Source organism: Xanthomonas sp. NCPPB 3442 (assembly GCF_056725145.1).
In genome coordinates this window covers 2,120,434-2,141,036 of sequence record NZ_CM161514.1, presented here as the reverse complement: position 1 = coordinate 2,141,036, position 20,603 = coordinate 2,120,434, and the positions used below count along the sequence as shown (strand labels likewise).

Annotated in this window: 19 protein-coding genes and 2 pseudogenes; 18 read left to right on the top strand and 3 right to left on the bottom strand. The window is 65.9% G+C overall.

Features of this window, described 5'->3' with window-relative positions; translation table 11 throughout:
* Positions 1-66: 66 nt before the first annotated feature.
* From AC1POX_RS09375 to AC1POX_RS09315, 13 genes are all read left to right on the top strand, one after another.
* Entirely contained in the window at positions 67-1,410 is a 1,344-nt protein-coding gene (locus AC1POX_RS09375) for a cytochrome C (RefSeq protein ID WP_372184339.1), read from the top strand.
* Positions 1,411-1,436: 26 nt separating this feature from the next.
* Positions 1,437-1,829: a c-type cytochrome gene (locus AC1POX_RS09370; RefSeq protein ID WP_011347070.1), complete on the top strand. Its 393-nt coding sequence runs from the start codon at positions 1,437-1,439 to the stop codon at positions 1,827-1,829.
* Between the two features lie 329 nt (positions 1,830-2,158).
* Complete coding sequence (locus tag AC1POX_RS09365; protein WP_011347069.1) at positions 2,159-2,968, top strand: TorF family putative porin; 810 nt, start codon at positions 2,159-2,161, stop codon at positions 2,966-2,968.
* A 51-nt stretch (positions 2,969-3,019) separates the two neighbouring features.
* Positions 3,020-3,613 carry a sigma-70 family RNA polymerase sigma factor gene (locus AC1POX_RS09360; RefSeq protein ID WP_007964109.1) on the top strand — a complete coding sequence of 198 codons (594 nt, stop codon included), beginning with the start codon at positions 3,020-3,022 and terminating at the stop codon, positions 3,611-3,613.
* A complete protein-coding gene (locus AC1POX_RS09355; RefSeq protein ID WP_029819182.1) occupies positions 3,610-4,266 on the top strand; it encodes a zf-HC2 domain-containing protein in 657 nt (218 codons plus the stop codon). The genes AC1POX_RS09360 and AC1POX_RS09355 overlap by 4 nt, the downstream gene beginning before the upstream one ends.
* Complete coding sequence (locus tag AC1POX_RS09350) at positions 4,263-5,588, top strand: S8 family peptidase (RefSeq protein WP_014089941.1); 1,326 nt, start codon at positions 4,263-4,265, stop codon at positions 5,586-5,588. Before AC1POX_RS09355 ends, AC1POX_RS09350 begins: the two co-directional genes overlap by 4 nt.
* A 10-nt stretch (positions 5,589-5,598) precedes the next feature.
* Positions 5,599-6,357: a heme ABC transporter permease CcmC gene (gene ccmC, locus AC1POX_RS09345; RefSeq protein ID WP_011347066.1), complete on the top strand. Its 759-nt coding sequence runs from the start codon at positions 5,599-5,601 to the stop codon at positions 6,355-6,357.
* On the top strand, positions 6,354-6,560 hold the full coding sequence (gene ccmD / locus AC1POX_RS09340) for a heme exporter protein CcmD (RefSeq protein WP_008574947.1): 207 nt from the start codon (positions 6,354-6,356) through the stop codon (positions 6,558-6,560). Before ccmC ends, ccmD begins: the two co-directional genes overlap by 4 nt.
* A complete protein-coding gene (gene ccmE / locus AC1POX_RS09335) occupies positions 6,557-7,027 on the top strand; it encodes a cytochrome c maturation protein CcmE (protein WP_372357025.1) in 471 nt (156 codons plus the stop codon). The genes ccmD and ccmE overlap by 4 nt, the downstream gene beginning before the upstream one ends.
* 63 nt (positions 7,028-7,090) lie before the next feature.
* Entirely contained in the window at positions 7,091-9,079 is a 1,989-nt protein-coding gene (locus AC1POX_RS09330) for a heme lyase CcmF/NrfE family subunit (protein WP_127167881.1), read from the top strand.
* On the top strand, positions 9,076-9,618 hold the full coding sequence (locus tag AC1POX_RS09325) for a DsbE family thiol:disulfide interchange protein (RefSeq protein ID WP_008574944.1): 543 nt from the start codon (positions 9,076-9,078) through the stop codon (positions 9,616-9,618). Before AC1POX_RS09330 ends, AC1POX_RS09325 begins: the two co-directional genes overlap by 4 nt.
* Complete coding sequence (locus AC1POX_RS09320; protein ID WP_033478914.1) at positions 9,615-10,112, top strand: cytochrome c-type biogenesis protein; 498 nt, start codon at positions 9,615-9,617, stop codon at positions 10,110-10,112. The genes AC1POX_RS09325 and AC1POX_RS09320 overlap by 4 nt, the downstream gene beginning before the upstream one ends.
* Entirely contained in the window at positions 10,106-10,813 is a 708-nt protein-coding gene (locus AC1POX_RS09315; protein WP_008574942.1) for a tetratricopeptide repeat protein, read from the top strand. The genes AC1POX_RS09320 and AC1POX_RS09315 overlap by 7 nt, the downstream gene beginning before the upstream one ends.
* A 354-nt stretch (positions 10,814-11,167) precedes the next feature.
* Here the strand turns inward: AC1POX_RS09315 and AC1POX_RS09310 are convergent, their stop codons facing one another.
* Entirely contained in the window at positions 11,168-13,240 is a 2,073-nt protein-coding gene (locus AC1POX_RS09310) for a PAS domain-containing sensor histidine kinase (protein WP_014089935.1), read from the bottom strand.
* A complete protein-coding gene (locus tag AC1POX_RS09305) occupies positions 13,227-14,744 on the bottom strand; it encodes an ATPase domain-containing protein (RefSeq protein WP_039417102.1) in 1,518 nt (505 codons plus the stop codon). Before AC1POX_RS09305 ends, AC1POX_RS09310 begins: the two co-directional genes overlap by 14 nt.
* Between AC1POX_RS09305 and AC1POX_RS09300 the strand changes: the two genes are divergently transcribed.
* Entirely contained in the window at positions 14,710-14,916 is a 207-nt protein-coding gene (locus AC1POX_RS09300) for a hypothetical protein (RefSeq protein WP_033478913.1), read from the top strand. The two genes, AC1POX_RS09305 and AC1POX_RS09300, sit on opposite strands and share 35 nt — an antisense overlap.
* A 125-nt stretch (positions 14,917-15,041) precedes the next feature.
* The gene (locus tag AC1POX_RS09295; protein WP_031422223.1) at positions 15,042-15,386 is read left to right on the top strand and encodes a response regulator; all 345 of its coding nucleotides are present in this window, start codon (positions 15,042-15,044) and stop codon (positions 15,384-15,386) included.
* A gap of 114 nt (positions 15,387-15,500) precedes the next feature.
* Here the strand turns inward: AC1POX_RS09295 and AC1POX_RS09290 are convergent.
* Positions 15,501-18,356: pseudogene (locus AC1POX_RS09290) on the bottom strand (hybrid sensor histidine kinase/response regulator).
* Positions 18,357-18,617: 261 nt separating this feature from the next.
* Here AC1POX_RS09290 and AC1POX_RS09285 point away from each other — a divergent pair.
* From AC1POX_RS09285 to AC1POX_RS09275, 3 genes and pseudogenes are all read left to right on the top strand, one after another.
* Positions 18,618-18,787, top strand: a pseudogene (locus tag AC1POX_RS09285) (MarR family transcriptional regulator); the annotation flags it as partial.
* A 42-nt stretch (positions 18,788-18,829) separates the two neighbouring features.
* Entirely contained in the window at positions 18,830-19,294 is a 465-nt protein-coding gene (locus AC1POX_RS09280) for a MarR family winged helix-turn-helix transcriptional regulator (protein WP_372357024.1), read from the top strand.
* 35 nt (positions 19,295-19,329) lie between these two features.
* Entirely contained in the window at positions 19,330-20,520 is a 1,191-nt protein-coding gene (locus AC1POX_RS09275; protein ID WP_372357023.1) for an FAD-dependent monooxygenase, read from the top strand.
* Positions 20,521-20,603 lie beyond the last annotated feature (83 nt).

Below are 20,603 nucleotides of genomic sequence, written 5' to 3'. Positions count from 1 at the left end.
TCTGTCATTCGTTTCCTCGCCCGTTCCCGCACCGCTGCCTCCCGCACCGTCGAACAAGGACTTTCCATGCCCATGCCCCAGCCCGCTCCGCGTCGCACTGCCGCGCGTACCGCCTCCCTGACGTCCTTGTTGTGCGTGTCCGGCCCCTTGTTGCTACTGGCCAGTACGCAGGCGCAGGCGATTCCCTCGTTCGCGCGCCAGACCGGCTCGTCCTGCGCCGATTGCCATGTCGGTTCCTATGGTCCCTCGCTCACGCCCTACGGCATGCGCTTCAAGCTCGGCGGTTTTACCGATACCGATGGCGAGGGCACCAAGATCCCGGTGTCCGGCCAGCTCACCTGGTCGCGCAACAACCCCAGCCGCGGCGACAGCACCTCGCGCCTGCGCGAAGGCGATCTGTATCTGGGCGGCCGCCTCAACGACAACATCGGCGGCTACTCGAAGATCCGCTCCAACAACAGCGGCAATGCGACGTTCGATACGCGCCTGGACGATGTCGATCTGCGCTTTGTCAGCAAGCCGTTCCAGATGGCGGGCAAGGACACCATGATCGGTGTCAGCGTCAACAACAACCCGGGCATTTCCGACCCGGTGCACGTGTTGCCGAACGCCTCCACGCTTACCCCTGCCTCCAATGGCGGCGCCTCCACCATGCTCAGCTCCTCGGCGCTGTCCAACCGCGTCATCGGTGCCAGCGTCTACGGCCTGTACGACCGCAATTGGTACGGCGAAGTGGGTAGCTACAGCGCGCTGTCGCCGTCTGCGCAGGACCGCCTCGGCTGGCCGGTCAACGGCGACCCGGGCAAGCTCAGCGACACCAGCTATGCGCGTCTTGCCTACATGAAGGACATGAAGCGCCAGTTCTTCTCGGTGGGCCTGACTGCGCTCACGACCCGCCGCCAGCCGCTGCGCACCGGGCCCAGCGACGACCTCACCGATTTGGGCTACGACCTGACCTACCAGTTCCTCGGCACCCGCGAGCACGTGCTGTCGCTGGCCTACGTCAACATCTACGAGCGTCGCAAATACGGCAGCCCGCTGATGTCGACCGACCCCACCATGCCGGCGCTGGACCGGGGCAGCGTGCGCGATCAGACCCTCAGCATGAACTACGCCTTCAAGCAGACCTACGGCGTGCTGGCCGCGCACATGATCAACAGCGGCTCGTTCGATGCGGCGCGCTATTCGCCGGTGGGTATCCCGGACACCACCAGCAATCTGATCCTGCTGTACTGGACCCCGTTCGGCAAGGACGGCACCTACACCTCGATGGCCAACCTGCGCGTGTCCGCCGGCTGGTTCCGTTTCGACAAGTTCAACGGCAGCACCTCCAACGTCTTCCGTGGCCCGCCGATCACCAATCCGCGCGATCTCGACAGCTTCACCCTGTCGGTCAATCTGGCCTTCTGATCCCTCCCGCACCTGTACGGATCCACATGAACCCACCACGCAAACTCTCCGTGTTGTGCGCCCCGTTGGCCGGCCTGATGCTGGCGGGCGCACTGACCATGCCCTCGGCCTACGCTGCCGACGGCGCCGGCGTCTTCCTCACCGAATGCGGTGAATGCCACAGCGTCAAACCGGGCAAGAACAAGAAAGGTCCGTCGCTGTTCGGCGTGGCAGGCCGCCCTGCCGGTACCGTCGCAGACTTCGGCGGTTATTCCGATGCGCTCAAGAACAGCAAGTGGACCTGGACTCCGGCCCAGCTCAAGACCTATCTGTCGCAATCCTCGTCCAAGGCGCTGCCGGGCACCAAGATGAAGTACGACGGCCTGGACGACCCGAAGGAGCTCGACGCACTGATCGCCTACCTCAACACTTTGAAGTAGGCGCGGCCACTGCGGCATGGCGCGTCCTCGCCCGAGGGGGCGGACGCATGGCGCGCCAATCGCCCAGCCGTGGCAGCCTGTCCGTCGGCCGCCTGCACAGCCAGGCGTTGCAGGCGGCCGCGACCGGCCGGCCCGGATGGATTCGCGTTGCCCGACGCGGTGCCTTCGCGTATACGGACGCAATCGCCGCCGCCGCGGTGGTCTCGTTCGCCGCCCTGGGGCACCATCGCGTCCCTGTTTGACACCCGCCCACGCCATTGCCGACCGCTCCAGCTTCCAAGCCGCTCCCCTCCCGACCGCGACGCCACTGCGCCCGCGCGATCTTCTGCGTGGGCGCACTGCTGGACAGTGCCGCACGCCACCCACGGTGCGAAGCGCAACCGGCCTTATCCGCCCAGCGACCAGGCCAACCGCGGGGGCGCCGCCCACCACACAGTCACCGCACGCTGGTGCAGTGGCTGCTGCTCGCGCTGGCAGCCGGCTCCTGCGGCAGCGCCCTGGCCAAGGACTTCGGCGGTGCAGTGGCGCTGACCTCCAGCCTGATCGACCGTGGTATCTCGATCGCGCCCAACAAGGTCACCGTGCAGGCCGCCGGCTACTGGCTGCCCGCCCCCGGCTGGTCGGTTTCCACCTCGGTGGCGCTGCAGTCCCCCGCCTGGAGTGATCCGGTCGCGGTCACCGCCCAGGTCGGGCGCGCCTGGATGCTGGACGACCGCTGGCAGATGCAGGCCAGCCTGCTCTACTACGGCTACCCGACCGACCGCGCCACGCGCACCTTCGACCGCCAGGAAGCCAGCCTGGCCTGGTCCTACCGCGACCTGCTGACGTTTTCGCTGTCCACCTTCAATTTCCCGCGGGCCGACCGGTCGCCGTGGAACGTGGCGTTCGACATCACCGCCAACGTCCCGCTGCGCAACGATGTCAGCCTGTCGCTCGGTGCCGGTTCGTCGCGCTTTCCGGCCATGGCCTACGGTGCAGCGCGCTCGGGCCGCTATCAGTACGGCCAGGTGGGCCTGAAGTGGAACCGCGCCGGATGGACACTGAAAGCCGAGCGCATCCTGACCAGCGGCAATACCCCGCGCATGCAGGGCGGCCCCGGCGACATGCCGTGGCTGGGCACGGTCGCCAGAACCTTCTGATCCACACGCAACCTTTTGCCTGCCTGCGCGCACTGACGTGGGTTACCCGCCATGCCTGCACCGATGAATGACACCGACACCCTGGGCGATGCCACCGACCGCATGCTGTTGCGCCGCATGGCCGGGGGCGATCGCGACGCGCTGGCCAGCATGTACCACAGCTATCACGGACGGCTGTGCCGCTTCCTGTCGCGGCTGACCCGCCGCCCGGACATCATCGAAGAGGCCATCAACGATTGCTTCTGGATCGCCTGGCAAAAGGCCGGCGACTTCCGCGGCGACTCGCAGGTCTCCACCTGGATCATGGGCATCGCCTACCGCTGCGGACTCAAATGCCTGCGCCAGCATGACGGCGAAGCCATCGACGACACCGCCCTGGTGGAAGACCACGCCCCCAGCGCCGACGACAACGACGACCGCGAACTGCGCGACTGGCTGGACAAGGGCATGGAGCGGTTGTCGCCGGACCAGCGCCTGGTGGTCGAACTGGTCTACGGCGTCGGCCACAAGCTCGAGGAAGTGGCCGACATCATGCAGTGCCCGGTTGGCACCATCAAAGCCCGGCTGTTCCACGCCCGGGTCAAATTACGCAATGTGCTGCCCGGCCTGGCCGGCGGCGCCCCTTACACGGAGACCATGCAATGAAGACGTTTTTCATCGCGCCTGGCAAGGAATGCTCGCACGCCTGGGAATTGATGCCGGCGGTGCTGCTGGACAGTGCCACCGAGGAAGAAAACACCTGGCTGATCGCGCACGTGGCCAAGTGCGCCTCATGTAGCGCCGAATTCGCCCAGCAGAACCGCCTGCGCCAGGCCTTGGCGCTGCCGTCGACAGTGCAACTGGACCCGAACGCCGGTCTGCAACGCCTGCTCGGCCGCCTGGATGCACCGGAGCAGCACAGCGCACCTGCGCGCGTGCCGGCCGCACGCCGCTCCGGCAGTTGGACGGTACGCGCCCTGGCCGCCGCGGCGCTGGTCCAGGCCATCGGGCTGGGCGTGATGGGCGTCAAGCTGGCCTCGCCCGCGCCATCGCACGACTACCGCACGCTCAGCAGCGTGGTGGCCCTGCCGGTGCCGCAGGGCGCCATCCGCGTGGTGCCGGACGCAAAGATGACCGTGGCCGACTGGGACCGGCTGCTGCATGCGCAGCAGTTGCAGGTGGTCGGCGGCCCCAACGACATGGGCGCCTACACCGTGGTGCCTGCCGCACCGCAGCCCCCGGTCCAACCGCAGCAGACCGTGCAGCAACTACGCGCCACCCCGGGCATCCGGCTGGCGGAGATCGTCTCGGCCCCATGAATCGTCTGTTCGCCATCGGTCTGATCGCCGCGCTCGCCGGCCTGGGGGCGCACGCCAACGCACATGCTGCCGCAGCGATGCAGGAGCCGGCCGCCGAGGGGGCCGATCCTGCCATGCCGCCGGCCGATGCGCAGATGCCCGACAGCAGCCGCGACATCCTGCTGGCGGTAGCCAACCCGCTCGCCGCACCGCCGGCCCGCGCCGGCTCCAGCCTGATCGGCTACGCATCCAGCTATTACGGCGCCGGCCAGAAGGCTGCCGCGCGCATGGACAGCATCAAGCAGCGCTACAAATTGCGCGAAGTCTCGGCCTGGCCGATCACCTCGCTGGGCCTGTATTGCGCTGTGCTGCAACCGCCTCCGGGCGTCTCGCGCGATGAACTGGTCAGTGCGCTGGCCGACGACGAAGGCGTGGAGCTGGTGCAGCCGGTGCAGGATTTTTCGGTGTTCTCCGCCGATGCGTCGGAAAAGACGACCGCGCTGTCCAGCTACAACGACCCGTACGTGGACATGCAACGCGGCTTCATCGACACCGATGCCGCCAGCGCACAGACCGTGACCGAGGGCCGCGGCGTGGTGATCGCGGTCGTCGATACCGGCGTGGACACCAACCACCCCGATCTGAAAGCGCGCATCCGCGACGTGCACGATCTGGTCGACGACACACCGGTGAAGACCAGCACCGATCCGCACGGCACCGAAGTGGCCGGCATCATTGCCGCCGGCAGCAACAATCACCAGGGCATCGTCGGCATGGCACCCAAGGCCATGCTGAGTATCTACAAGGCGTGCTGGTACGCGCCCACGGTCGGCGCCACCGCACGGTGCAATACCTTCACCCTGGCCAAGGCGCTGGCGGCGATCGACAACAGCTCAGCGCGCGTGATCAACCTGAGCCTGGGTGGCCCCGCCGATCCGCTGCTGAGCAAGATGCTGCAGCAGCTGGTGCAACAGGGCCGCATCGTGGTGGCGGCAATGCCACCGAACGGGCGCCTGGATGGCTTTCCCAATGACGTACCCGGCGTGCTGGTCGTGCGCAGCAGCAGCGCAACACCGGCCATGCCCGGCGTGCTCAGCGCGCCCGGCAAGGACATCCTGACCACGCAACCGAACGGCCGCTACGACTTCACCTCCGGCTCGTCGATGGCCACCGCACATGTCAGCGGCATGGCCGCGCTGTTGTTGTCGCTGCAACCGTCGATGGATGCCAAGGCGTTGCGCGAACTCATGCAGCGCACCAGCAAAGTTTCCGACGGGCAGTTGCAGGTCAACGCCGGCGCCGCAGTGCAGGCGCTGGCGCCTCACGCCAAACACTCCAACTGACGGCACCGGCATGGCCAAGTGGATTCCCTTGTGGCTGCATCAACTCAGCTCGCCACCGACGTTCTATCGTGTCGCCGGCAGCGTGCGCCCGTGGGCGCTGGGGCTGGCAGCGCTGCTCGGCGCGGTCGCAGTCTACGGCGGCCTGGTACTGGCACCGCCGGATTACCAGCAACACGATGCCTACCGCATCATCTTCATCCATGTGCCCAGCGCCTGGATGAGTCTTTTCATCTACGCGGCAATGGGCGTTTCGGCGTTCATTGCGCTGGTGTGGCGCATCAAGCTGGCCGAAGTGGTCGCCATGGCCTCGGCACCGATCGGCGCAGCCTTCACCTTCATCACCCTGTGCACCGGCGCGCTGTGGGGCAAGCCGATGTGGGGCACCTGGTGGACCTGGGATGCGCGGCTCACCTCCGAGTTGCTGCTGCTGTTTTTGTACCTGGGCGTGCTGGGCCTCTATTACGCCGTGGAAGACCGCCGCCAGGCAATGCGCGCCGCCGGCTTGCTCGCACTGGTGGGGCTGGTGAATCTGCCCATCGTGCATTACTCGGTGGTGTGGTGGAACACGCTGCACCAGGGTTCCACCGTGCGCCTGCTCGGCCCCTCCAAGATGAGCGCAGACATGCTGTGGCCGCTGCTGACCATGATGCTGGCAACCAAGTGCTATTACGTTGCGAGCCTGTTCGGCCGCGTGCGGGTGGATTTGCTGGCGCTCGAAAGCGGCAAGGACTGGGTCCGCCGCATCGTGTTGACGGAGCGCAGCGCATGAGCGCTTTCCTGGCGATGGGCGGCTACGGCCAATACGTGTGGACCGCTTATGCAGTATTCGTGCTGGTGCTGCTGGCCGATCTTGCAGCGCCCTGGCTGCGTCGCCGCCGCTTGCCGCGTGAACTGCGCGGCCAGTTGCAGCGGCAGGTGCCGCGTCGTGCACGCGATCAACCGGCACCGGCACTGGAGCGCGACGCGCCATGAACGCCACGCGTAGACAACGTCTGTGGTGGGTGATCTGTGTACTCACCGCCGCCGCGTTGGCCGTCACGCTCATCGTGTTCGCTTTGCAGCGGAACATGAGCTACCTGTTCACCCCAAGCCAGGTCAGCGCGGGGGAAGCCGCCGGCTACCAGCAATTCCGGCTCGGTGGCATGGTCAAGGCCGGTTCGATCCAGCGTGCAGGTGATTCGCTGAAAGTCAGCTTCACCGTCACCGATAAAAACGCGGCCACCCAGGTGGAGTACACCGGCATTCTTCCGGATCTGTTTCGCGACAACCAGTCGGTCATCGCCAACGGGCGCATGCAGGGCGGGCGCTTCGTCGCCAACGAAGTGCTGGCCAAGCACGACGAGACCTACATGCCGAAAGAGCTGAAGGACGCCATGGCCGAAGGCCATGCCGGAAAACCACTCCCCGCCACCGCCACGCCGCTGACCGCGCCGCGTTGATGCGCTTCCGGTCGCTGCCACGCACCTCATGACTTCCCTTCCGTTTCGCCTTGCGATCCGCCCATGACGCCTGAACTTGGCCAGATCGCACTGATCCTGGCACTGCTGTTATCGCTCGCCCAGGGCGTACTGCCCTTGATCGGTGCGTGGCGCGGCAACACCGCGTTGATGGGTGTCGCGCGGCCTGCGGCGGTGGGCCAGGCGGTGTTCGTGTGGATGGCGTTCGGCCTGCTCGCCTGGTCGTTGTTGTCGCTGGATTTTTCGGTGGGCTACGTCGCCGCCAACGCCAACATTGCCCTGCCCTGGTACTACCGCGTTGCGGCGGTGTGGGGCGCGCACGAAGGCTCGTTGCTGTTGTGGATCGCCATCCTCGCCACCTGGACGGTGCTGCTGGCCGCCTTCAGCCGGCACCTGCCGCAACATTTCGCCGCCCGCGTGCTGGCGATCTTGGGGCTGATTTCGGTGGGTTTTCTGGCCTTCATCCTGCTGACCTCCAATCCGTTCGGGCGGCTGTCGCCGATTCCGCTGGATGGCAACGAACTCAATCCGGTGTTGCAGGACCCCGGCATGACCTTCCACCCGCCAGTGCTGTACACCGGCTATGTCGGGTTTTCGGTGGCCTTCGCATTCGCAGTGGCGGCATTGCTCGGCGGCGAACTGGAACAGGCCTGGGTGCGCTGGGCACGGCCGTGGACCAATGTGGCCTGGGCCTGCCTCACCGCCGGCATCGTCGCCGGTAGTTGGTGGGCCTATGCGGAACTGGGCTGGGGCGGCTGGTGGTTCTGGGACCCGGTGGAAAACGCCAGCTTCATGCCCTGGCTGGTCGGCACTGCGTTGATCCACTCCCAGGCGGTCACCGAAAAACGCGGCAGCCTGCGCGCGTGGACCATCCTGCTGTCGATCCTGGCGTTTTCGCTCTCGTTGCTGGGCACCTTCCTGGTGCGCTCGGGCGTGCTGACCTCGGTGCACGCGTTTGCGGCCGATCCGCGCCGTGGCCTGTACATCCTCATTTTTCTGGTTGCCGTCGTTGGCGGCTCGTTGCTGTTGTATGCACTGCGCGCGCCCAAGATCGCCAGCGGCAAACCCTTTGCCGCCGCCTCGCGCGAAACTGGCATTCTCATCGGCAACCTGCTGCTCACCGTCGCCGCGGCGATGGTGTTGCTGGGCACCTTGTTCCCGCTGATCGCCGACGCGTTTGCGCTGGGCAAGGTCTCGGTCGGGCCGCCCTACTTCGGCCTGCTGTTTCCGTTGTTGATGTTGCCGGTGGTGCTGTTGCTGCCGTTCGGCCCCTACCTGCGCTGGGGCAAGGCCGAAGCCGCACCGTTGAAAGCACTCGGCACACGCGCAGGCATCGCCGCGATCGCCTGCGCCCTGGTCGGCAGTGTGTTTGCCGATGGCCAGGCCAAGGCGATCGCCGGCATGGGTGTGGCCGCATGGGTGGCTGCGGGCACCGCGCTGTACGTGGTCAAACGCTGGCGCGACATGCCGCGCGGGCGGCGCTTCCCGGCGGAAATGGCCGGCATGCTGATCGCGCATGCGGGCGTGGCGGTGTTCGTTGCCGGCGTGCTGGTCTCCGAAAGCCTGTCGGTGGAACGCGATGTACGGCTGTCGCCCGGCCAGAGCGCGCAGATCGCCGGCTACAGCTTCCGCTTCGATGGCGTGCAGTTGGTGGATGGGCCGAACTGGAAGGCCGAACAAGGCAGCGTGCAGGTCAGCCGCGACGGCCAGGTGGTCGCGCAACTGCATCCGCAAAAACGCCTGTACAGCAGCGAGCGGATCCAGACCGAATCGGCCATCGATCCCGGCATCACCCGCGACCTGTATGTGGCGCTGGGCGAGCCCTTGGACGATGAGCACATCGAAAACGACTGGACGCTGCGCCTGTACTACAAGCCCTTCATTCGCTGGATCTGGGCCGGTGGCCTGCTGATGATGCTCGGCGGCTTCGTCAGCGCCTGCGCACGCCGCTTTCGTGCACCGGTGACTGCACACCCCTTGGCCGCTTCTCCGGCGCAACCAGCGCTCGTCATCGCACAGGAATCGCACCCGTGAATCGTCTGCTGCCCTTGCTGGGCTTCGTATTGCTGGCGGCGCTGTTCGGCGTCGGCATCCTGCGGACCATGCAGCACAATCCGCGCGACGTACCGTCGCCGTTGATCGGCAAACCGGCACCGGCGTTCTCGTTGCCGCGGCTGGACCACCCGGCGCAACGCGTCGGTCGTGACCAGTTGCTGGGCAAACCCTACGTGTTGAATGTGTTCGGCAGCTGGTGCGCCGAATGCGTGCACGAACACCCGGTGTTGATGGCCCAGGCCAGCCGGCTTGGCGTGCCGCTGATCGGCTACAACTACAAGGACGTGCCCGCCGACGCCATCGCCTGGCTCGCGCGACTCGGCAACCCGTATGCAGTGGTGATCGCCGATGAAGCCGGCCAGACCGCCATCGACTTCGGTGTCTACGGCGCACCGGAGACGTTCCTGATCGATGCGCAGGGCGTGATCCGCTACAAGCACATCGGCGTGCTGACCCCGGATGCCATCAACGACGAGTTGCTTCCGGCCATCGCCGCGCTGCCCAAGGGTACGCCGTGATGGCGGCGCGTCACACACGACTGTGGCATTGGCGCTGGCATTGGCGCGCGCAAGGCCGCCGTGTGCGTTTGTTGCTGGTGTTGCTGCTTGGCATGCTGCTGGCGCCCTCGTTGGCAGCGCAGGCCGTGGATCCGCTGCCGTTCAAGAACCGCAGCGAGGAGGCGCGCTACCAGCGCTTGACCGCGCAACTGCGCTGCCTGGTATGTCAGAACGAAAACCTGGCCGATTCCAACGCGAGCCTGGCGCGCGATTTGCGGCATCAGGTGTTCGCGCAACTGCAGGCCGGCAAGAGCGATGCGCAGATCAAGCAGTACATGGTCGATCGCTATTCGGATTTCGTGCTGTACGACCCGCCGGTCACACGCGGCACCTGGCTGCTGTGGTTCGGGCCGGCGCTGATGTTGCTTGCAGGTGCCGGCGTGGTCATCCACACCGTGCGCACCCGTGCGCGCGCCGGCACGCCGGTGGCGCCGCAAGTGGAGGACCAATGGTGATGGCGGGTTTTTATATCGCAAGCGCCGTGCTGGTGGCGCTGGCCTTGCTGCTGTTGCTGGCACCGCTGCTGCGCCGCCCAACCGGCAGCGGTCGTGCGCGTTACCGCTTGGCAATTCTGCTGGGACTGGGCCTGCCGCTGGCCACGGCCGGGTTGTACCGGCTGGTGGGCGCGCCGGAGGCGATCGTCACGCAGGTGTATGCAGCGCAGCCAGCGCAAGTCGCCTCGCTGCCACCCTCTGCGGATGCAGGGCAGGCGCAAGCGGCAAGCACCCCTGCCGATGCGCAGGCGCAGGCGCTGGATCGCTTCATGCAGCAGGCCAAGACATTCGAGCAGAACGACCGACCCGCCGAGGCGCGCGAGGCGTATGCACAAGTGCTCAAGATCGCTCCCGACATCAGCGCCGCCATTGTGGGCTGGGTGGCGGCGGATATGGCCACGCACGCCGATTTCGCCATCGACGCCGCATCGCGCACACGCCTGCAGCAGGTGATCGCACGCGAGCCGGACAACCAGCGTGGGCTCTGGTTGCTAGGCATCAGCGATTTTCAGCAGCAGGACTTCGCCGCCGCCACTGCGCACTGGCGGCATCTGCACGGTTTGCTGGAAACCGGATCGCCGATGCAGAAGGCGGTGGCAGACAAGATCGCGGTGGCCGAATCGATGGCCAGCGCGCGGCAATCCGCGCGTGGGACGCGCTGAGCAACGCAGCCTGCGTGATGCGGCTTGATTGCGATGGCTGCAGCGCAATTGCACAGCGCGTACGCAATGCCGAGCAGCCGGTTCACGCGCAAGACGCGGCACCTGGCGCAAACACTCCGCGTCATCGCATCGTGCACTCAAGTGCGACGCATCGTGCCGTGCAGTTGCGGCAGAACGCACGTCATCGCATTGCAGCCTCTCGCGCCAGCGTGCCAGCTGGAGCGCATCTACCGAAAAGGCCGGGCAATCGCGAGGCAGACAGATCGCCACGCAAGAGCGAAAGCGAGCACGCGTACACGCCGCTCCCCTGCATCATCCACGTTCGACCGGCTCGCTACATCGCGTTATCTGCACTCAGGCCGAAGGCCCCAGCACATCGTGCAGCTTTCCACTGAACTCGCCCAGCGTAAATGGCTTGGCGATCATGCTCATGCCTTCGCCGAGAAATTCGCCACGGTCGCGTGCCGTTTCTGCGTAGCCGGTCATGAAGATCACCGGCAGATCGCGCCGCGACTGCCGCGCGATCTCGGCCAACTGGCGTCCGTTGAGGCCCGGCAAGCCGACATCGGTGACCAGCAGGTCGATCCGCCGTGGCGAGGCAAGAATCGGCAGTGCCGCGTCCGCGTCGGCCACCACGTCGGCCTGGTAACCCAGCTCGCTGAGCAGTTCGGTGACCAGCAGCCGCACCTGCTCGTCGTCTTCCACCACCAGCACATGCTGGCCCTGCCCTGCCAGCACCGCATCGCTCTGCGTCTGCGGCACCGCGGTTTGCGCCGCAACCCCGGCGGGCAGATACAGGCTGACGGTGGTGCCCGCGCCCGGCTGCGACTCCACCCACACCTGCCCGTTGGACTGCTGCATGAAGCCGTAGATCATCGACATGCCCAGGCCGGTGCCCTGGCCGATCGGCTTGGTGGTGTAGAACGGCTCGAACACGCGTTCAAGCACGTCAGCGGGCATGCCGGTTCCGGTGTCTGCAACCGACACCACCACGTAATTCCCCGGCGCCAAGGCGATGCCACGCCCGAGTTCCAGCGGCTGATCTTCCACCTGCAGCTGCCGGGTTGCGATACGCAGCTGCCCACCGTCGGGCATGGCATCGCGCGCGTTGATGGCCAGGTTGATCAGTGCGCTTTCCAGCTGATTCTCGTCAACGTACGCCTGCGGCAGTTCCGCACAGAGATCGATCTCCAGGCGCACCGATTCGCCCAACGTGCGCGCCAGCAACTCCTGCAGCGACACCACCAGATCGTTCAACTGCAGATCCCGCGCCTGTAGCGACTGACGCCGCGAGAATGCCAGCAGGCGCTGGGTGAGCGCAGCTGCGCGCAATGCCGAGGCAGAGGCCACATCCAGAAAGCGACCCAGCCCTTCGGTACGCCCCTGGTCGATGCGCAGCCGCGCCAGATCCAGCGCAGACAGGATGCCGGTGAGCATGTTGTTGAAATCGTGTGCGATGCCGCCGGTGAGCTGGCCCACTGCTTCCATTTTCTGCGCCTGGCGCAGTGCCGCTTCGCTGGATTCGCGCGCCAGCATCTGCTGCTGCAACTCGGCGGTCCGTTCGGCCACCTTGGCTTCCAGCAGGTTGGCCTGTTGCTGGATCGATTCCAGCGCCAGCGCACGCGCGGTCACATCGGTGGCGAACACATGGAATCCATCCACCTTGCCATCTGCATCAAAGCGCGGCATGTAGCGGATTTCCGCATCGCGGCGCCGGCCATCGGCATGCGGCCAACTGGTCTCGATGGTCAATGTCTGCCCGGCCAATGCGGCCTCGATCCAGGCGCGGCGCTGTTCGACCACCGCAGGCCCCACCACATCCACCAGCGGCCGCCCGATCACATCGGCAGGCGGCACACCAATCCAGTCTTCGTACGAACGATTGGCAAAGCGGTAGATCAGGTTCTTGTCGATGAAGGCGATCAGCACCGGCAGCGCATCGGTGACACGTCGCAGTTCGGCCTCGCTCTGCGCCAGCGCGGTGCGGCTTTCGGCCAACTGCGCCAGCTGGTCGCGGATGACGAACTGCTTCTGCCGTGCGCGCAACGCGGTGGAGATGGCGCTCAGCAACGAAGCCGAGCTCAGCGGCCGCTCCAACTCGATGACGTTGGTCATGTCGGCCGGCAGCCGCACCTGCCGGCGGTTGTACGCGCCACGCGGCGTACGCAACAACACGAACGGAATGTCCGACCAGGCCTGCTGGCCTTGCAGGATGTGCGACAGCGCATGCAGGTCGCCACGGATGGCTTCTTCGGTCAGTACCACCACGCCGGAGCCATCGTGCAGGTCGCCTGCCAGCGCGCCCAGCGTGGCATGGACCCGGCATGTCAGCCCGCGTTCGCCAACGATGCTGGCAATGCTCTGCGCGTCGCGGCCGAACGGCGCGATGATATGGACGATGGAGCCGTCCGCGTCACAGATATTCAAGGGGACGATCCAGCAACGGGCCGTCGTCTCCGACAAACTGCGGCGTACCGGTCAACACGCCGTGGAATTTCTCCAGCGGCTCGCTCAGTTGAAGACCGCTGCTGCCGATGCGCAATTCGCGAATCGCATCTTCGTGCGCGCCACTGCGATTCTTGATCACCGACAACGCCTTGCGGATGCGTCCTTTCGCCTCGAAAAAGCGCAGCAAGACGACGGTGTCGGCCATGTAGGAGACATTGAGGGTGCTACTGGTCGCCATGCTGCCGACCAGCCCCTGCTGCGGGTTGATCAGGAACGTGGTCACCCCGCTCTGGTTGAGATACGACAACAGCTCGTGCATCTGCAACATCAGCTGCTTTTCCTGCGGCATCGACGCCAGATACCCGTTGAGGCTGTCGATCACCAGAATGCGGCACGCGCGCTCCTCCACGCTGCCACGCACCGTCCAGGCGAATTCGCCCGGCGTGACTTCGGCCGGATCCATCTGATGCAGCTCCAGCAGACCCGCGTCCATATATTTGCGCAGATCCATGCTCAGGCCTTCGGCACGCTTCAACAAGGTGCCGGTGCGCTCGTCGAACTCCAGCACGCAGCAATGCTCGCCGCGCTCGCACGCGGCAACCACGAACTGCAGGGCCAGATTGGTCTTGCCCGAGCCGGCTGGCCCGGTCAGCAGCGTGCTGGTCCCGCGCAACGGGCCGCCGTGCAGCAATGCATCGATGCGCTCCACGCCGCTTGGTACCGGTTCGCCGATAAATGGCCGGTGGTGGTCGGAGGCGATCAAACGTGGATAGATACGCATGCCGCCGGTGACGATGGCCAGGTCGTGATAGCCGGCGATGAAATCCACGCCACGCAATTTCTGCACCTGCATGCGGCGCCGCGCCGCACCGAACTCCAGCGTCGTGCGCTCGAGCGAAATCACCCCGTGGCACAGGCTGTGCAAATGCGCGTCCCGCTCGCCGTTTTCGCCGGTGAGATCGTCCACCAGAAACACCGTGATGTTGCGCGGCGCGAAATACTGCTTGAGCGCCAGCACCTGGCGCCGATAACGCAGCGAATCCTGCGCGAGCAGGCGTAACTCGGACAACGAATCGAACACCACCCGCGTCGGCTTCACCCGGTCCACTTCGGCCTGGATGAGCTTGATGGTGCCATCGAGCTCCATCTCCCACGGATGCAGGATGGATTGCTGCCGCCCTTCGCCCAGGAAGGCCTCTGCTGATGCCAGCTCAAAGATATGCAGGGACTCCAATGACCAATGGTGCGAAGCAGCCACTTCAGTGAGCTCGTCGATGGTTTCCGACAAGGTCACATACAGGCAACTCTCGCCCTTGGCCGCAGCATCCAGCAGGAACTGCAGTGCAAGCGTCGTTTTGCCCGCACCAGGCTGGCCTTCAAGCAGGTACAAACGGTTGGCGGGCAGCCCACCTCGTAAGATAGTGTCGAGCCCGGTGCTGCCAGTGGTGATGCGGTTTGCGATCATCGGCGTCACGTTCTTCATAGAGCTGAATTTAACACGTGCGCGTTATTGGCCGGTGGGCGCGACTGAACTGATCAGCTTGCTTTGCTTGACGCGATTCACGGCATCGCTGCTGCAGGTATCGCAGATCAGCAGAATTGCGCTGTTTTTCGATCATCCGACTGGTGGCGCATGGCGTTGGCAACAGCGGTGAACGCATCGTGTTGCAGCATCGCACGCCGCCGTCACGCAGGCGCGCCTAATGTGCATCTCGAAGCATCGCAGCATTGCGATCGCTCGAGGACCGCAGTGGCTCACGCATTACCCAACGCACGCATCCTGTTGGTCGAAGACGACGATGCAATCCGCGAGATGGCTGCAGACATTCTTGGCGACGAGGGCTACCACGTGGTGGCGTCTGCCGACGCCGAACACGCGCTGACGCAACTGACCAGGGCATGCCCGTTCGATCTGCTGCTGTCGGACATCTGCCTGCCCGGCATGAACGGGCGCGACCTTGCCGATCAGGCGCGCATGCTCTACCCCGCAATGCCCATCGTCTTCATGACTGGCTACGCAGGCGAAATCGCCAAACGTGCCGACTTTCTGGATACCGGCATGCGTCTTTTGACCAAGCCATTTTCCTTGCGCGATCTGCTGGGCATCGTCCAGACGGCGCTCTAGGCAGGCCCAACCGCGCAAGCCCGCTGCGTCTTTGCGCCACGTTCGCTGCGATACGCATGTCTCAGGCGATCGATGCCGGTGCAACGAGCGGCTCGCAGCAGCACCGGCACCTGATTAGCGCGCGCGACGCTCCAGCAACTGCGCCACCCGCCGCTCCAGCTCGATGGCCTGGAATGGTTTGGTCAACACTTCCATGCCATCGTCGAGCTGGCCCGCGCCCACCGCGGCGCTGGCCGCATAGCCGGTGACGAACAGCACCGGCAGTGCAGGACGCGATTGCCGCCCGGCGTCGGCAACCTGTCGCCCATTGAGGCCGCCGGTCAGGCCGACGTCGGTCACCAGCACATCGATGTGCTCTTGCGAGCGCAAGCGCTCCACCGCTGCACTACCCTCGGCGGTTTCGATCACGCGGTAGCCGGCTTCGGTGAGTACTTCGGAGATCAAGACACGAATCGCGGTTTCGTCCTCCACCAACAACACGGTGCGACTGTGCGCAGCATTGCGCTGCAGCGGCGCATCAGCAGGTGCCACGTCGTCTTGCGCCAGCACGCCGGTGAAGCGCGGCAGGTACAAGGCCATGGTGGTGCCCACGCCCACTTCCGAATCGATGCGCACATGCCCGCCGGACTGTCGAGTAAACCCATAGATCATCGACAGGCCCAACCCGGTGCCCTGGCCGATGGGCTTGGTGGTGAAAAACGGTTCGAACACCTTGGCCATGACCTCGGCCGTCATGCCGGTACCGGTGTCCTGCACACTCAGGCACACGTAATCGCCAGGCGGCAGCTCCAGCTGCTGGGCGGCAGCGGCATCCAGCGCGCGGTTGTGCAGGCTGATGGTGAGCTGCCCACCATCGGGCATGGCATCGCGCGCGTTGATGCAGAGATTGAGCAGCGCGTTTTCCAGCTGCGGCGCGTCCACCAGCACCTGCCACGCTTGGTCTGCCGGACGCAGCTGCAGCGCGATCGACGGCCCCAGCGTGCGCGCAATGATGTCGTGCATGCCACGCACCAGCTCCTCCACATCCAGCGCGGTGGGCGCCAGCGTCTGCCGGCGCGAAAACGCCAGCAACCGCTGGGTCAAGGCAGTGGCGCGCGCCGCGCTGGATTGCGCCATTTCCACATAGCGCTCCAGCCGGTCGTACTTGCCCTGTTCGATGCGCGTCTGCAGCAACTCCAGGCCGACACTGATGGCAGTGAGCAGATTGTTGAAGTCGTGCGCCAGCCCGCCGGTCAGCTGCCCCACCGCTTCCATCTTCTGGCTCTGACGCAGCTTCTCTTCGGCAAGCAACAACGCCGCGCTGCGTTCGCGCACGCGCTCTTCCAGCGTCTCGGTCAGTTGCCGCAGCTGCTCTTCGGCCACGCGTTTGTCGGTGATGTCGGCAGAGGTGCCGAACCATTCGGCGATCTGTTCGCGCTCATCCAGCAACGGAATCGCGCGCATCAAGGTCCAGCCCACCTGCCCATCCGTGCCGAGCACCCGGTATTCCACATCCACACCAGACTTGGTGGCAGTCGCCTGCGCAAGCGCTTGCGCCAATCGCGCGCGGTCGTCCGGGTGCACCATCGCCTGCCAGTCGGGCGTGGCCGACACCGCATCGCTCAGCACACCGTCGCCGACCAATTGGCGCCATTCGCGCCAGTGGGCACTGGCGGAAAAAATCGATTGCGATGACGCGCGTACCAGTGCGTCCAGGCGCCGCTCGCTCTTTTGCAGCGCTTCGCTGGCCAGCCGCTCGGCGGTGCGGTCGCGCAACACCTTGACGAACCCGATCGCCTCGCCGGTTTCTTAGCGCAACACCATCAGCGAGCCATTGGCCCAGAACCGCTCGCCGGATTTGCGCACGTGCCAGCGCTCGTCCATGCCGCTGCCGCTTTCCAGCGCGGCAGCGGCCTCGATCAGCATCTGCCGCTGCTCGACGTCTTCCGGCGTAAAGGTGCGCTGCAGCGTTTGCCCGAGCATCTCGACCTCGCTCCAGCCCAGAATGCGCCGCGCACCCTCGTTCCACGACGTCACCCGCCCGTGCATATCGGTGGCGATGATGGCGTAGTCCATCACGCTGTCCAGGATTTGACGGTTGCGCACTTCGGCCTCGCGCACCGCGCGCTCCAGGCTGATGCGGTCGGTGATATCCAGGCCCTGCACGAAGATGCCGGAGATGGTGCCATCGGCGCCTGCGATCGGCTGATAGACCAGATCCAGCAAGCGTCGCTCGGCGGGACCACCGGGCACCGCCTGCACGTTGTACGGCAGCGCATTGGCCGAAAACGCGCGCCCGGACCGGTACACCTCGTCCAGGCGACGCACATGTCCCTGTTCCACCGCATCCGGCAGCGCCTCGGCCAACGGCCGCCCGATCACATCGCGGTGGCCGATCAGGCGCGAATAACACGGGTTGGCGAACTCCACCCGGTGCTGCGGCCCGCTCAGGAACGCCATGAACATCGGCGCCTGCTCGAACAAGCGGATCAGGCGCTCGTGTTCGTCGGCCAGCCGCGCCTGCGCCAGCTTGCGCGCGGTGACTTCATTGGTGACGCAGAACGCGCCGCCCACCCGGCCATCGTCCAGATAGATCGGAGAGAACGAGAACGTCCACCAGGTCTGCTCCGGCACGCCGTAGCGGTTCATGCCGATCGGCAATTCCTCAAAGCGCGATGCCTGCCCTGCGAACGCCGCTTCAATCGGCTCGCGCACCGCCTCCCAGGCATCGGCCCACAACACGCGCAGCGGCGCGCCCAGCGCCTGCGCCTGGCGCGGCCCCAGGATCGGCGTGTAGGCGTCGTTGTAGAAAAAGGTCAGCGCATCGCCCCACACCACATACATGCTTTCGGGCGAACCCAGCATCAGATCGACCGCATTGCGCAACGGCGATGGCCACTGAGCGGTTGGTCCCAGCGGGCTCGCCGCCCAGTCGTGGCTGCGTACCGCCTGCGCCATGACGCTGTTGCCGTGCGGAAATCCCGCATTCATAGAGGGCGTACCTGCATTGTGTCCACACGCAGGTCGCCGCTCCAGCACGCAACGTGCACGACCGCGAGGTCGCCTGCTGCGAGCTTCTCCATCATCCATCCGTACATCATGTCCAACCGTTGAAAAGACCAGGTCGCCGCAGGCGCATGACGCCTCGGCAAGACCGAGCCGCGCGCTCGCGCCCATCATCTGGCCTATGGCTGGTGGCGTCCAGCCACGCCCGCAGGCGATGGCTGAACCAGGCAGCTTGCGCTCCTGCGTCTGCGGCAGCGCGCAGCCTGCGCCACGGCCGGTACAGCCGTCGGCCCGCGCACATGGGGCCGTGCCGTCTTCGGGCCGCGCAGCGACGCGATATCGCCCCGGCAGCCAAGCCGCCGGGCGTGCACGCGGTGCCACGCGGCAACGAGCGCCATGCCGCACTGCAGGAGACGTACCATTGCCCGATAGCCACAGGACAACGCACGGTCTTACAGATGCTTGATCAGAGTGAACTCATCCATCCGCAGGCTGCTATCGCGCCGGGGTATCTGGCCAACCATGCAGCGCGGGTCTTCAACCGCCTGGTGGACGCCGAACTGCGGCCGCACGGCGTGTCGCTGGCGCTGATCGGCCCGATCATGCTGCTGTCCTGGAAAGGCCCGATGCTGCAGCGTGACCTGGTCATCGCATCGGCCGTGAAGCAGCCGGCCATGGTGGCACTGCTGGACAAGCTGGAGGGACTGAAGCTCATCAAGCGCACCCCGACCCCGCAGGATCGCCGTGCCGCGCTGGTGGCGCTCACCGCCCGCGGGCGCAAGATGGCCGAACTCGGTGGGCGTGCGCTGCTGGGTATGAACGCAGTGGCGCTGGAAGGCTTTTCCGCCGACGAGGTGCAGCAGACCGTCGCGTTGATGCACCGGCTGATCGCGAACATGGAGCGTTACGGCCAGGACGTGTAATATCACGCCTGATATTTCCTGCCAGGATGACAGCAATGCCGCGTCGTATCCTCATCACCGGCGCCAGCATCGCCGGCAACGCTGCCGCCTGGACACTCGCCCATCGCGGCTTCGATGTGACCGTGGTGGAACGCGCCACCCGGTTTCGCGATGGCGGCCAGAACATCGACGTACGCGGTGTCGGCCGTGAGGTGCTGCAACGCATGGGCCTGGAACAGGCCGCGCTGGCCCAGGGAACCGGCGAAGAAGGCACCGCCTGGATCGACGCGCACGGCCAGGCCGTCGCCACCTTCAAGACCGAAGACATCGATGGCGATGGCCCGACCGCCGAACTGGAGATCTTGCGCGGCGATCTGGCCCGCCTGCTCTACGATGCCGCGCGCGGCCATGTGACGTACCGCTTCGGCGACCGCATCGCCAGCATCGAAGACGCTGCCGGCAGCGATGCCGCAACCGTCACCTTCGAAAGCGGTTGCAGCGAACGCTTCGACGCGGTGATCGTCGCCGAAGGCGTGGGCTCTTCGACGCGCGAACAGGTCTTCCCGGGGGAAAACGATCCGCGCTGGATGGATCTGACCATCGCCTACTTCACCATCCCGCGCAGCGCCGACGACGACCCGCTGTGGCGCTGGTACCACACCACCGGCGGGCGCAGCATCTCGTTGCGACCCGACCGGCACGGCACCACGCGCGCCATGCTCTCGCTGCAGAAACCGCCCGAAGGCGAACAAGACTGGGACATCGACGCCCAGAAGGCCTACCTGCACGAGCGCTTTGCCGACGCCGGCTGGCAGGCGGCGCGCGTGCTCGATGGCATGCATGGCACCGACGACTTCTACTTCGATGCCCTGCGCCAGGTGCGCATGCAGCGTTGGCATAGCGGTCGCACCGTGCTTACCGGCGATGCGGCCTGGTGCGCGACGCCACTGGCCGGGATCGGCGCCACCCTGGCAGTGACCGGCGCGTATGTGCTGGCCAACGAAATCGCCCAGGCCGCCACGCTGGACGCGGCCTTCGCTGCCTACGCCACCGCCATGCGCCCGATGGTCGAGCAGGCCCAGGGCGTGCCGAAGATCGGCCCACGCCTGATGAACCCGCATAGCCGGCTCGGCATCCACCTGCTGCATGGCGCACTCAAACTCGCCAGCCAGCCAAGCGTGCAGAACCTCGCTGCAAAGTGGATGACGCCGGCGATCAAGGCGCCGGATCTCTCGCGTTATCCCTAAGCGCCGTTGCAGGCGCCGGTAAGCCGCCGGCGGCAGCGTTGCAGGCAGGAATGACGAGTGTCTCGGCGCATTGAGCAGCCCCA